This window comes from Duganella sp. Leaf126 (genome assembly GCF_001423125.1).
Taxonomy (GTDB): Bacteria; Pseudomonadota; Gammaproteobacteria; order Burkholderiales; family Burkholderiaceae_D; genus Rugamonas.
Genome location: NZ_LMNW01000012.1, coordinates 203,188 through 216,796 on the forward strand (window position 1 = coordinate 203,188; position 13,609 = coordinate 216,796).

Here is a 13,609-nt window from a genome sequence, read left to right on the forward strand (position 1 = left end):
CGGCGGCAGTTATTAAGAACCTCTTAAGAACTGCTCAGCACCATCGCCCGCATTTCCCCACCAGTCACCGTCCGCCATGTTCACTCCATTGTTAATCGCGTCCGCGTCCGCCGCCGTTGCCGCCGCCGGGGCCGCGGCTCCCCGGACCGAGCAGGTCGTCATCACGGCAGCGCAGATTGCGCGCGCCGGCATCGAGACTACGCCGGCGCTGGCCCGCTTGCCCGATGGCGCCGCCGGTCCCGGCGCCGGTTCCAGTGCCGGTGCCGGCCCTGACGCCATCGTGCTGTCAGGTACGGTGGTGCCGTCCGCGACCGCGATGGTCGTCAGCGGCACGGCATGGGGCGGTATGGTACAGCAAGTCCATGTGGCCACGCTGCAAACGGTCAAGGCCGGCGCACCGCTGGTGACGCTGTTCAGCCAGAGCTGGATGGAACTGCAGCGCGACTACGTGGAGCTGACAGCGCGTGCGCGCCTGGCAGCCGACAAGCTGGCGCGCGACGAGAGTCTCTACGCGGACGGGATCGTCGCGGCCGTCCGCCGCGACGAGAGCCGCGCGGCGGCGCAGCTGGCGCAGCTGGCCGCCGAGCAGCACGCGCAGATGCTGCGCGCAGGCGGCTTGCGCGGCGCGGCGCTCGACGCCTTGCCGGCCAGCCGGCGCCTCAGTCCCCTGTTGACGGTCCGCGCGCAGGCGGCAGGAACCGTGGTCGAGTTGCCGCTGGCGGTAGGCCAGCAGGCCGAGGCAGGCGCCAGCGTGGCAAAGATCATGCGCGACGGCCCGCTGTGGGTGGAACTGCAGGCCTCGCGCCAGCAATTGCCGGCGCTGGCGGTAGGCGACCAGCTGACGGTGGCCGATAATTGCCATGTGCGGATCAACGCGATCTCGCCGCTGGTCAATGGCGTCAACCAGACCGCGCTGGTGCGCGCCGAGCAGCGCGAGCGTAACAGCTGCCTGAAGATGAACGCCTTTGTCGAAGCACGCGTGACACCGCCGCGCACCCAGCCCGGCGCGCTGGCGGTACCGACCGCCGCGCTGGTGCGGCGCGGCGCCGCCAGCTACGTCTTCGTGCGCAATGCCCGGGGCTTTGCCGCCGTGCCGGTGGCGCCTGGCGCCGCAGCCGGTGCGCTGGTCTGGGTGCGCGGCGCGCTGCTGCCGGGCGCGCCGGTGGCGCTGCGCGGCGTGGCCGCCATCAAGGGCGCGTGGAACGGGCTGGGCGAACCGCCGGCCGGCAAGGAGCAGCCATAATGCTGGGCCGCCTGGTCGCACTGTCGCTGTCGCAGCGGCTGCTGGTGCTGGTGCTGGCAGTGCTGATGGTGCTTGCCGGCGTGCGCGCGGCAGGCGCACTGGCGATCGACGCCTTCCCCGACGTCTCCAGTACCCAGGTCAAGATCGTCATGAAGGCGCCCGGCATGACGCCGGAGGAAGTCGAAACCCGCATCGTCGCGCCGATCGAGCAGGAGCTGCTCGGCATTCCGCACCAGTCGGTGCTGCGCTCGCAGTCGAAATATGCGATTGCCGACATCACGCTCAACTTCGACGACGGTACCGATATGTACTGGGCGCGCCAGCAGGCCACCGAGCGGCTGGCGGCCGTGCTGCAGGACCTGCCGGCGTCGGTCAGCGGCGGCCTGGCGCCGATCACCACGCCGCTCGGTGACGTGTTCATGTTCACCATCGACGGGCCGCTGTCGCTGATGGAAAAGCGTACGCTGCTCGAGTGGACCATCCGCCCGCAGCTGCGCAATATCGCCGGGGTGGCCGATGTCAATTCGCTCGGCGGCGAAGTGCGCAGCTTCGAGGTGGTGCCCGACCTGGCGGCGCTGGCTGCACGCAAGGTGTCGCTCGACCAGCTGGAGCAGGCGCTGCGCGCCAATAACCGCAGCGACGGCGCCGGGCGCCTGAACAGCGGCGAGGAATCGTTCCTGATCCGCAGCGACGCCAGCGTGCGCACCCTGGACGACGTGGCGGCGATCGCGCTGGTCAGCCGCGATGGCGTGGCGGTCACCGTCGGCCAGGTCGCGCAGGTGCGCATCGGCGCACTGACCCGCTATGGCACGGTCACGCAGAATGGTACGGGCGAAGCGGTGCAGGGCCTGGTGCTGGCCATGCGCGGCGCCAATGCGCTCGACGTGGTGGACCAGGTACGGGCATGCCTGCAGGACATCGGCAAATCGCTCCCGGCCGGCACGACCATCAATACGTTTTACGACCGTGGTCACCTGGTCGAACGGGCCGTGGGCACGGTCGGCAAGGCCCTGCTCGAGGCGACCGTGCTGGTGGTGCTGCTGCTGTACGTTTTCCTCGGCAATGTGCGGGCGGCCTTGGTCGTGGCGTGCATACTGCCGCTGTCCGCGCTCGGCACCTTCCTGCTGATGGGCCAGTTCGGCCTGAGTGCCAACCTGATGTCGCTCGGCGGGCTGGCAATCGCCATCGGCATGCTGGTCGATGCGGCCGTGGTGGTGGTGGAAAATATCGAGGCGCGCAGCAGCAAGGCGCAACCGGGCATGTCGTGGCTGCACGTGATCTACCGCGCCGTACGCGAGGTGGCGGTGCCGGTCACGGCCGGCATGGTGGTGATCATGGTCGTGTTCATTCCGCTGCTGACCTTGCAGGGACTGGAGGGCAAGATGTTCGCACCGGTGGCCATGACCATCATCTTTGCGCTCGGCGCGTCGCTGCTGCTGTCGCTGACGGTGATCCCGGTACTGTCGTCGTTCCTGCTCAAGGCGCACCACGGCCCGGCGCCGCGCATCGTCGTGTGGCTGGAGCGCGTGTACCAGTCGGCGCTCGCGGCCGCCTTGCAGCGCGAGCGGCCGGTGATGCTGGCCGCCGGCAGCGCGCTGCTGGTCGCAACCGCCCTGTTCCTGGTGGTCGGCAAATCGTTCATGCCGGTGCTGGAAGAGGGCGACCTGATCATGCAATCGGAAAAACTGCCGTCGATCAGCCTGGCGGAATCGACCGCCCAGGACCTGGCGATCCAGCGGCGCATCCTGCAGCAGGTGCCCGAGGTGACGCGCATCGTGGCCCGTCTCGGCACCGACGAACTGGGCCTCGATCCGATGGGGCCCAACGAGACCGATGCCTTCCTGGTGTTGAAGCCGCGCGACCAGTGGCGCAGCCCGGACAAGGAAGACCTGATCGACGCACTGCGCCGGGCCACGGCCGATTTCCCCGGCATGAATTTCAGTTTTACCCAACCGATCGAAATGCGCACGTCGGAGATGCTCTCCGGCGTGCGCGGCGACCTGGCCATCAAGATCTTCGGCGCCGATGCCCGCCAGCTGGGCCAGCTGGCGGCGCAGATCGCAGCCGTGGTGCAGACCTTGCGCGGCAGCGGAGACGTGCTGACGGTGCAGAACGAGGGCGTGCAGTACCTGCTGGTCGATATCGACCGGGTGGCTGCAGGGCGCCTGAATCTCACCGCGGAACAGGTGCAGAACGACCTGCGCACCATGATCGAAGGCCGTACGGCCGGCATCGTCATCGATGGCGCCCAGCGGTTGCCGCTGCTGCTGCGCGGTGGCGACGCCCTGCGCATGTCGGCAGAGCTGTTCCGGCAGCTGCGCGTGCCGCTGGCCGATGGCCAGTCGGTGCCGCTGAGCCAGATCGCCACGCTGCGCACGGTCGACGGTCCGGTCAAGGTCGAGCGCGAGAACGGCAGCCGGCTGGCCGTGGTGCGCGCCAATGTGCGCGGCCGCGACCTGGTCGGCTTCGTCGAGGAAGCCAGGGCTGCGGTGGCGCAGCAGGTCAAGCTGCCCGTCGGCTATCGGTTGTCGTGGGGCGGCCAGTTCGAGAACCAGCAGCGCGCGGCTGCCAGGCTGGCCGTGGTGGTGCCGGCGGCGCTGGCGCTGATCTTCCTGCTGCTGTTCAGCACCCTGGGCAGCGTGCGCCAGGCGGTGCTGGTGTTCGTGAACATCCCGTTTGCCCTGGTCGGCGGCATGGTGGGGCTGGCGGTGACCGGCGAGTACCTGTCGGTGCCGGCCTCGGTCGGGTTCATCGCCCTGATGGGCATCGCGGTACTCAACGGGCTGGTGATGATCACCTGCTTCAACCAGATGGTGGCGCGCGGCGTGCCGCTGGCCGACGTGGTGATGCAGGGTGCACTGCGGCGCCTGCGGCCGGTGATGATGACCGCCTGTATCACCGGGCTGGGACTGGTGCCGCTGCTGCTGGCCACCGGCCCGGGCTCGGAGATCCAGAAGCCGCTGGCCATCGTCGTCATCGGCGGCCTGCTCAGCGCCACCTTGCTCACCCTGATTTTGCTGCCGCTGCTGTTCCGCCGCTTCGGCATCCCTGCGCGACTGGACCACGAATGAACATCCTAGCCAACGACAGCCTGCTGACCATGGTGATCCCGGTCAGCCTGGAAGAAGACATCCTCGATTTTTTACTGCTGCACCCGCGCTGGGCGGGCGGATTTTCCATCATCGCTGCGCAGGGCATGGGGCAGGGCGCACGCCTGCACTCGGCGATGGAGCTGGTGCAGGGCAGGAGCGCGCGCAAGCTGGTCCTGATTGCCGGTGTCCATGCCGACCTGCAGCGGCTGATCGAGGCGCTGGCGCGCGAGATGCCGGTGCCCGAGGTCGAATACTGGATCAGCCCCCTGCTTGCCAGCGGGAGGCTGGCATGAGAGCGGTACTGGCGGTCCTCGGCTACGCCTGTGCGCTGGCTGCGGGTGGTGCCCATGCCGGCCTGCCGCTCGCTGGCGACGTGTTATATGCGTTGCCGCCCGAAGCGGCCGTGCGCCGGTCGCTTGCGGCCTTGCCGCAGCTGCGCCTCGGTGCACTGGAACAGGACCTGGCCGCCGCCGAACGCGACAAGCTCACGGCCGGCACGCACGAATGGATCGCCCGCGTGGGCGCTGCGCAGCGCCGGGTGGAAGGCGAGCGGCGCTACAGGGAACAGGAACTCGGTGTGGAACGGGCCGTACGCTGGTTCGGCAAGGCTGACCAGGACCGCCGCATCGGCGAGCAGGGTGTGGCGCTGGCGCAGGCCCGGCGCACGGATGCCTGGCACGAAGCCGGCCGCGCCCTGATGCAGGACTGGTACGACGCGCTGCGGGCGCTGGCCACCGTGCAGCTGCTGAGCGAACAGCACGCGCTGATGTTGCAGCTGCAATCGGCTGCCGCGCTGCGCGTCCAGGCCGGCGACGCGCCGGCGCTCGAGCGCATGCAAGCCGGGACCGAGCTGGCGCGCGCGGAAGCCGCCCTGGCGCAAGCCCGTCACGACGCTGCGCAGGCGCTGGCCTTGCTGGCGACCACCTATGGCGCGCTGCCTGCACCCACCGTCGACCGCCTGCCGGAGCCGCAGGACGATGCGGACGATGTTGCCACCCGGGTGGCCTCCATCGTGGGCGACAACCACGAACTGGAACTCGCTGCCGCCGAAGCACAGTTTTATGCACTCAAGGCGCGCCGCGCCGCCAGCGAGCGCATGCCCGATCCCACGCTGGGCCTGCGCAGCACGCGCGAGCGCGACGGCCAGGAACGCACGCTCGGCGTGACGCTGTCGATTCCGCTCGGCGGCGCTGCCCGCAGCGCCGAAGGCGCCGCTGCCGCCGTGCAGGCGCGCATGGCCGACGAGCGGGTCGACCAAACCAGGGCCAGGGTGCAGCGCGACGCCCAGCGCGCGGTGACCGAGCAGCGCCATGCCTATCGCCACTGGGCCGGTCTGCGCGACGTGGCGCAACAGAGCGCGCACCAGGCGGCGTTGATCGGGCGCGCGTACCAGGCCGGTGAAGTCGGCCTGGCCGAGGCGCTGTTGAGCCGCCGCCAGGCGCTCGACGCCACGCTGGCGGCGCACACCGCGCAGATTGCCGCCCTGGCGGCTGCCGCCCGGGTCCGGCTCGACGCCCACGCCCTGTGGGCCATCGACTGATCATGGGGCGCATGCGTCAATTACGTTCGGTGGTTTGGTGATTTTCGTAATTGTCGGGTGACAGGCAAGACTGGACAATTGCCGCATAACGACAATCACGAGGCATCTCGATGGAGACTACACGTAACGCGGCCAGGCTGCTGGCGCTGGCCGCAGCTTGCCAGTGCCTGCCCGCGCTGGCCGGCGAACTGGCACTGGCGCGCATCTTTTCCGACCACGCTGTCCTGCAGCGCGACCAGCCGATGACAGTGTGGGGCACGGCGCCTGCCGGTAACAAGGTGGCCGTGACCCTCGGTGGCAAGAGCGCGACCGCCGGCGCCGATGCCAGCGGCAAGTGGCGCGTAGCCCTGCCGCCGCAGCCGGCCGGCGGTCCCTACACGCTGGAGGTGGCGTCGGCTGGCGCCACGCTCAGTCGCAGCGACATCCTGGTCGGCGACGTCTACCTGTGCTCGGGCCAGTCCAATATGGAATTCCCGGTCCGCACCTCGACCAATGCCACCGGCACGATCGGCGCGGCGCAGAACGACCGCCTGCGCTTCCTCGATATCGAAAAAACCAGCGCTGCCACGCCGCAGGAAGAGCTCAAGGGCAAGGTGGCCTGGACCTCGGCGACGCCGCAATCGGTCGGCGACACGTCTGCCGTGTGCTACTACATGGCGCGCGCGCTGCAGGCCGGTTACCGGATACCGGTGGGCTTCATTCACGCCAGCTGGGGCGGCACCACGATCCAGGGCTGGATCGGCGCCGGGTCGCTCGGTGCGCTGCCCGATTACCGCGCCGGGGTGGCCGCGGTGGCCGAGTATGGCGCCGATGCGGCGGCCGGCATGCGTGCCGAGGAGGCGCGCAACGAGGCGTGGTGGACCGCCCACGATCCTGCCGCAGCAGCGCAGCGCAGCTGGCGCACGGCGGCATTCGACGACAGCGCGTGGCCGTCGCTGGCGCCCGGCGTCTCGTGGAAAGACAGCGGCGTGGCGGGATTCAAGGACTTCGACGGCGTGGTCTGGTACCGCACCACCATCGACTTGACGGCCGAGCAGGCCAGCCAGGCCAATCAGCTGAACCTGGGTCCGGTCGACAGCTTCGACACGGCCTGGGTCAACGGCACCCGCGTCGGCGGTGCCGCCACGTCGTGGGTGTGGCGCCAGTACCCGGTGCCGGCCGGCGTATTCCGGCCGGGCCGCAACGTGATCGCGCTGCGCGTGTTAAACAGCGGCAAAGGCGGCGGACCATCCGGGCCGCCCGCCAGCCGCGGCATCGGTCTGGCCGACGGCCAAGTACTAGCGCTGCCTGCGGTGTGGAAGGCGCAGCGTGGCAGCCCGTTGAAAGGGGTGGCCGTGCCGCCGGCGCCGTGGGAGATTCCGACCAGCCTGACCACCCTGTACAACGGCATGATTGCGCCGCTGGCCGGCTACAAGTTCAAGCTGGCCGCCTGGTACCAGGGCGAATCGAATGTCGGCGCGGCCCGGGAATACCGCACGCTGCTGACGCTGTTGATGCGTGACTGGCGCCAGCACTTCGGCCAGCCGCAACTGCCGTTTATCGTCGCGCAGCTCACTGCGTACGGTGCGCCGGCCAGGGCGCCGCGCGAATCCGGCTGGGCCGACCTGCGCGCGGCGCAGGCGGCCAGCGTGGCGGCCGACGGACACGCGGGCCTGGCCGTCACGCTGGACGTCGGCGACCGCTTCGACATCCACCCGACCCAGAAAACCGTGGTGGGCGAACGCATGGCGCGCGCCGCGCGCAGCATCGCCTACGGCGAGCGTGGCGCGGCAGGCAGCCCGTACGCGGTGTCGGCCCGGCGCAGCGGCCAGGACATCGTGGTCGCGTTCCGCGACACCGGCGGCGGCCTGGTCACGTATTCGGCGGACCGCGCGATCGGCTTCGAAGCATGCGCCGGCCAGACCTGCCGCTATACCGAGGCGCGCGCCGAAGGCGATACCGTGCGCCTGCCGGGGGCGGGCAGCGCTGACGTGACGCGCGTGCGCTACGCCTGGGCCGACGCGCCGTTCGTCAACCTGTACAGCGGCGACGACCAGCCGGCCGCACCGTTCGACATCGACGTCCGCTGAACGCGGCAAGGAGACTCCGATGCAAGAAAAACCGACTGTGCGTCCACCGCAGCGCCAGCGTCCACTAAGCGCGCTGCGCTGCCTGTCGGCGGCGCTGCTGGTGGCGGCGGCCTTCGGCGCGGCTGCCGATCCGCTGGCCCCGACCGCACGCTGGAGCGCCTATACTGCCGGCCGCGCTGGCACGCCGCCGATGGGATGGAGCAGCTGGAACGCGTTCGGCACCGATATCGACGAAGCCAAGATCCTCGGCTCGGCCCGGCGCATCGTCGACAGCGGCCTGGCCGCCAGCGGCTACCGCTACATCAACATCGACGACGGCTGGGCGCTGCGCCGCCGCCAGCCCGATGGCCGGCTGGTGATCCGGCCGGACCGTTTTCCGTCCACCGCGGGCGGCAGCACCTTCCGCCCGTTCACCGACAAGCTGCACGCGATGGGCCTGAAAGCCGGCATCTATTCCGACCTTGGCCGCAACACCTGCTCGCAAGCCTATTCCGGCGGCGACGCCGACCTGCCGCAGGGGACCGTGCTGGAACGCGAGGTCGGCCTGTATGGCCATATCGACCAGGACATCGCGCTGTACTTCGGCGACTGGGGTTTCGATTTCATCAAGGTCGATGGCTGCGGCCTGCGCGCCTACGGCGCCGACAGCCCGAAAGTGCGCACCGGCGCCTACCGCGCGCTGGCGCCGGTGCTGGACCTGCAATCGGTGAGCCGCTCCGACATCCCGGCCGTGCAGGCCGAGTTTGCCGAGATCAACCGCGCCCTCCAGCGCAGCAATCCCGATGGCGACTACCTGCTGTCGCTGTGCGTGTGGGGTGCGGCCGATGTGCGCGCGTGGGGCAAGAACTTCGGCAACATCTCGCGCACCAGCGACGACATCACGCCGTCGTGGGCGCGCATGCTGACCAATTTCGACAGCGCGGTCCGGCGCGAGCTGTACGCCCATCCCGGCAGCTGGAACGATCCCGACATGCTCTACATCGGCAAGGGCGATTTCGATGCCGGCCACCTGGTCGAAGCGCGCTCGCACTTTGCGCTGTGGGCCATGCTCAACGCGCCGCTGATGATCGGCGCCGACCTGCGCACGATGGCGCAGCCGCTGATGGACATCGTCGGCAACACCGACATCATCGCCCTCAACCAGGACGCGGCCGGCAACCAGGCCACGCTGGCCTACGACGCCGACGACCTGCAGATCCTGGTCAAGCCGCTGGCGTCCGGGCAGAAGGCGGTCGCCATCTTCAACCGCGGCCTGGCGCCGATCGCTGCCGACCTCACCGCGGCGCAGTTGAAGCTGCGGCAGAACGCGCCGGTCACGCTGACCGATTTGTGGAGCCGCGAAAAGACCACGTTCACCGGCGAAACCAAGGTGATGGTGGCGCCGCGCGAAACGCGCATCTTCCGCGTCGACGGCGCGCGCCTGCTGGCCGACGGTGTGTATTTGTCCGAGCAACCGGGCAATGTCAACCCGGCGGTCGATGGCGTGGTCTGGCCGCAGGCCGACCCCAGCATCTTCCGCTCGTCGGCCGGCTGGACCGGCACCAAGGGCGCCGGCGAACGGCCGATGTACAGCGGCTGGGGCGGCGCGCGTGCCGACAGCACGCCGTACGGCCAGGTGCTGCAGGTGGCCGGCAAGCCGTACAGCGCCGGCCTCGGCGTGCTGGCCAATTCGCGGCTCGAAGTGCGCAACCAGGGCTACCGCAAGTTCACGGTGCAGGCCGGCGTGGACGACTCGGCGCAAGCACGCCAGCAGGCCGTCACCTTCATGATCTACGGCGACGGCAAATTGCTGGCGCAGAGCAGGGCGGTTCGCTGGAACGAACCGGTGCAGGCAATGAACGTCGATGTCACCGGCGTCAAGCTGCTCGAGCTGGTGGCGCGCAGCGCCTCGGCGCCTGGCGGTCAGCTGCCGGTGGTGTGGGGCGAGGCCGCGCTGCTGTCGCCTGTGCGGCCCGACTAGCGTAGGGAATGCGGCTGCACCTGGCCGGCTGCACCTGGCCGGTTGCGCCGGCCGCCAGCAGCGCTCGGTGCCGCAACAGCGGCGACCGGGGACCACCCCGTTGAATGCATGGCGCCAAGGCTATTCGCCCACCGGACCGTATTCGGCCGGGACGCGGCGCCAGGCATGGCCTCCGATGCGCTGGGTGCGTCCCAGACCCGGGAACGGCAGGTGGGCGCCAGCGATCCACTCTGGCGCGAGCCTGCCCGGGACAGCAGTGCGCCGGCTCGAGACTGCGTTCGGATGCTCCGGGTCTAACTCGATGGCTACTTCCGGGTATTCGAATGGCACAGTGGCATCGTGAATGATGTCGCCCACACCAGCAGGTTCTGCCGCGCCGATGAAAACCGGCAGGCCGCGTGTCCGGGCGTATGCGCTGGCGCCGGTACCGCGCTCGCCCGCTCGCAGCGGGTGACCCGGCTGCCAGCGTGCCTGCCGCGGGCCAGGGCAGCCGCTGCGAGCACGTCGCGCGTTATCCGTAACCATGCCTGTTTTTCTGTTGGCGTCGCTGGCGCCGCCCGCAGGCACAGCCACGAATCGGCGTGGGCCGTCGGCGCCAAAGGCCGGGGGCGGCAGGCAGTCCCGCTGGCCGACGCGCTGCCGGCACCGCGCGCAGCAGGCGTCGCGATTTGCGCCGCCTGGCCGCCGGCGCGCCATGCAGCGATGCCGGTGCGCGCCATCATCGCTGCGCGGGTACGCCAAGTGTCAGGCAGGCGCGATCGCCGGTGACGTCGTCTGTTGCGGCAAACGGCGCCCGATCAGGGCGCGTGCAGCGATCCGGTACGCACAGCAGCCCCTTTCGTGACCGCTCTGTACGTGAGCCAACCAAGAACGGCGGTCTTGCACGGTAAGCTGTTCGAACTGCTGCGCGCATTACCGTTGCAGACATGGCGGCCGGCAGTGCGCCGGGCAGCGCGCCCGGTTACATGCGGACGCCCGAAGCACGGCGTTGCGGTCGATTGTCTGGCGCCGGAACGCGCCGCCCCAGTACCCCAATCAAGTTCAACTTATCGGAGGAAGCACCATGCAAGAACGAAAAGCAGCGATCGTCGGTGGACTGATCGCCGGCCTGGTTACCACGGCAGTAATGGTGGCGGGACGCAAATCCGGCGTGCTGAGCAAGACCCTGGACCGCGACGCCGTCGACTGGATCGACGACGTGACCGGCTCGCGCAAGGTGATCGGCGACACCGGCACCAGCATGGTGGAATTCACCAATCACCTGGGCGCATCGGCGGCCTTCGCCTCGGTCTATCCGGAGCTGCGGCGCATGGCGCCGACCTGGTCGCCGGTGGCCATCGGCGCCCTGTACGGCACGGCCTTGTACGCAGTCAACATCGGCGCCATCGCGCCCGTGCTCGGCATTACCGAAGGCGAAGTCCAGGCCGGTCCGCGCAAGGCCGGCGAGCGCTGGGCCATCCACGTCCTGCAGAGCGTGGTCACTGCCGTAGTGGCAGATCGCCTGACGGCCCCTTCGTCGGAGCGCTGACAGCCGCGACAAAAAAATCCGGGGCCGCTGCAAATATTGCATACTCAACACTTCGCCCACACCGAAGGAGTAAGCAGTGAATCCACGTGCAGTCAAACTCGTTGCCGTCACCCTGGCCCTGTCCCATGTTGCGTCCCTGGCGGCCGCACAGGAGTATGGCAAGTACAGCCCCGCCGCGCAGGAAGCGGAGCTGGCCAGCATTGCCGTCTCGCGCCTGGGCGTGATGGTGCCGATGCGCGACGGCGTGGCGCTGTCCACCGATATCTATACGCCGAAAAAGCCGGCCGCCAGGCAGCCGGTGATCCTGTGGCGCACACCGTACAACGAGCACAAGCTGCGTGGCCCGACGCTGCGCTACGTGCTCGAGTCGGTCAAGCGCGGCTACACCTTCATCGTGCAGAACGAGCGTGGCCGATACTTCTCGCAAGGTAAATGGGAAATCCTCGGCCACCCGCAGACGGACGGCTACGATGCGCTGACCTGGATCGCCAGCCAGCCCTGGTCGAACGGCAAGGTCGGCACGCTGGGCTGCTCGTCGTCGGCAGAATGGCAGCTGGCGCTGGCCGGCATGAACCACCCGGCCCACGCGGCCATGGTGCCGATGTCGGCCGGCGCCGGCATCGGCAAGGTGGGGCGCTTCCAGGAACAGGGCAACTGGTACACGGGCGGCGTGCCGCGCAACCTGTTCTTCGTCTGGCTGTATGAGGTGGACAATCCGCTGCGCGCCGAACTGCCGGCTACGCTGACCGATGAAAAACTGCGCGCCCGCATCGAAGCCTACAACGACCTCGATGCCAGCAAGCCGAAGGTGGACTGGAACAAGCAGATCAGGCACCTGCCGGTGGACCGCATGCTGGCCGACCTTGGCGAGCCGCCGGCCACGTTCGAGCAGCTGATCGCCCGCACGCCAGCCGATCCGGCCTGGCAGCAGGGCGGCCTGTATCACGAAGGCATGGGCTGGGGGGTGCCGGCGCTGTGGTTCAACACCTGGTATGACGTGTCGATCGGCCCGAACATGGAGCTGTTCAACATGGCGCGCGCGGCCAACACCGACCAGCAAGCGAGCGCCAACCAGTACGCGGTGATCGCACCGGTGCCGCACTGCCAGTTCTCGAAACTGGGACCGAACACGGTGGTGGGCGAGCGCGACCTGGGCGACACCAGCTTCGATGTCGATGGCGCCGTGTACGGCTGGTTCGACCGCTGGCTCAAGGACGATCGCAAGGCCTTCCCCGCCAGCACGCCGCGCGTGCGGTACTACCTGATGGGCGCCAATCGCTGGCAGAGCGCGGCCCAGTGGCCGCCGCAGGAAGCCAGGCCGATGCGGCTGTACCTGCGTTCCGGCGGCAGGGCCAATTCGCTGTACGGCGACGGCCGCCTGGCCGAGCAGGCGCCGCCGGCTGCCGAAGCGGCCGACCGCTACCGCTATGATCCGATGAACCCGGTGCAGACCATCGGCGGCGGCGACTGCTGCAACGGCGGCGTGGTGATCCCGGGCGCATTCGATCAGCGCCAGATCGAGTCGCGCCACGACGTGCTGGTGTACAGCAGCGAGCCGCTGACGGCGCCCGTCGATGTGGTGGGCTTCGTCGATGCAGTGCTGAAGGTATCGTCCAGCGCCAGGGATACCGACTTCGCCGTAAAGCTGGTGGACGTGGCGCCCGACGGCACCGCCCTGATCATCGGCGACACCATCTTCCGCGCGCGCTACCGCGACGGCTACGACAAACCGGCGATGATGACGCCGGACCAGGTCTACACCATCCATCCCACGCCGATGACGACCGCCAACCGTTTCGCGGCCGGCCACCGCATCCGGGTGGAAGTGACGTCGTCGAACTTCCCCAAGTTCGTCCGCAACCTCAACACGGGCGGGCCGAACGAGAGCGAAAAGACCGGCGTGGTGGCCGACAACGTGATCCATCACGACGCGTCCGCGCAAAGCTATATTGACTTGCCGGTACTCCCTTCAAAATAACATTTGGTATCAGGCCGGCAGCACAGCGTCATTGTGCTGCCGGCGTCACATTACCGAAAACAACACTGCGCCGAAAAAACTGAAATAAAAGCAACCATTGCTGAAGCTGCTTGCTATAATTTTTTTCATGGTGGCGCGGTTAGCCACCGCTACCAGGAAAAAACACCAGCATGCGGTCACCCGACGAAAGCATCAGCAG

8 protein-coding genes are annotated in these 13,609 nt (G+C 68.9%); all 8 read left to right on the top strand.

The genetic code is table 11. The features are described 5' to 3' along the window. The first annotated feature begins 76 nt into the window (after positions 1-76). The 8 genes from ASF61_RS08685 to ASF61_RS08720 all read left to right on the top strand — a co-directional run bounded on the left by ASF61_RS08685 (position 77) and on the right by ASF61_RS08720 (position 13,410). Positions 77-1,243, top strand: a complete 1,167-nt coding sequence (locus ASF61_RS08685) for an efflux RND transporter periplasmic adaptor subunit (RefSeq protein WP_056154047.1) — start codon at positions 77-79, stop codon at positions 1,241-1,243. Then, positions 1,243-4,314, top strand: coding sequence for an efflux RND transporter permease subunit (locus ASF61_RS08690; protein WP_056154050.1), 3,072 nt, complete (start codon positions 1,243-1,245; stop codon positions 4,312-4,314). Before ASF61_RS08685 ends, ASF61_RS08690 begins: the two co-directional genes overlap by 1 nt. Further along, the gene (locus ASF61_RS08695) at positions 4,311-4,628 is read left to right on the top strand and encodes a DUF3240 family protein (protein ID WP_056154053.1); all 318 of its coding nucleotides are present in this window, start codon (positions 4,311-4,313) and stop codon (positions 4,626-4,628) included. The genes ASF61_RS08690 and ASF61_RS08695 overlap by 4 nt, the downstream gene beginning before the upstream one ends. Beyond that, a complete protein-coding gene (locus ASF61_RS08700; RefSeq protein WP_056154057.1) occupies positions 4,625-5,875 on the top strand; it encodes a TolC family protein in 1,251 nt (416 codons plus the stop codon). Before ASF61_RS08695 ends, ASF61_RS08700 begins: the two co-directional genes overlap by 4 nt. A gap of 110 nt (positions 5,876-5,985) precedes the next feature. Continuing rightward, positions 5,986-7,944: a sialate O-acetylesterase gene (locus tag ASF61_RS08705; protein WP_056154059.1), complete on the top strand. Its 1,959-nt coding sequence runs from the start codon at positions 5,986-5,988 to the stop codon at positions 7,942-7,944. 19 nt (positions 7,945-7,963) lie between these two features. Further along, entirely contained in the window at positions 7,964-9,904 is a 1,941-nt protein-coding gene (locus ASF61_RS08710) for an NPCBM/NEW2 domain-containing protein (protein ID WP_056154060.1), read from the top strand. 1,063 nt (positions 9,905-10,967) lie between these two features. Then, the gene (locus tag ASF61_RS08715; RefSeq protein ID WP_056154062.1) at positions 10,968-11,432 is read left to right on the top strand and encodes a hypothetical protein; all 465 of its coding nucleotides are present in this window, start codon (positions 10,968-10,970) and stop codon (positions 11,430-11,432) included. Between the two features lie 76 nt (positions 11,433-11,508). Further along, on the top strand, positions 11,509-13,410 hold the full coding sequence (locus ASF61_RS08720; RefSeq protein ID WP_056154065.1) for a CocE/NonD family hydrolase: 1,902 nt from the start codon (positions 11,509-11,511) through the stop codon (positions 13,408-13,410). The last annotated feature ends 199 nt before the right edge of the window (positions 13,411-13,609 follow it).

Bases quoted from the DNA above. Each gene is read 5' to 3' on its own strand.
- ASF61_RS08685 (WP_056154047.1), top strand. From the start codon at position 77: ATGTTCACTCCATTGTTAATCGCGTCCGCGTCCGCCGCCGTTGCCGCC.
- ASF61_RS08690 (WP_056154050.1), top strand. From the start codon at position 1,243: ATGCTGGGCCGCCTGGTCGCACTGTCGCTGTCGCAGCGGCTGCTGGTG.
- ASF61_RS08695 (WP_056154053.1), top strand. From the start codon at position 4,311: ATGAACATCCTAGCCAACGACAGCCTGCTGACCATGGTGATCCCGGTC.
- ASF61_RS08700 (WP_056154057.1), top strand. From the start codon at position 4,625: ATGAGAGCGGTACTGGCGGTCCTCGGCTACGCCTGTGCGCTGGCTGCG.
- ASF61_RS08705 (WP_056154059.1), top strand. From the start codon at position 5,986: ATGGAGACTACACGTAACGCGGCCAGGCTGCTGGCGCTGGCCGCAGCT.
- ASF61_RS08710 (WP_056154060.1), top strand. From the start codon at position 7,964: ATGCAAGAAAAACCGACTGTGCGTCCACCGCAGCGCCAGCGTCCACTA.
- ASF61_RS08715 (WP_056154062.1), top strand. From the start codon at position 10,968: ATGCAAGAACGAAAAGCAGCGATCGTCGGTGGACTGATCGCCGGCCTG.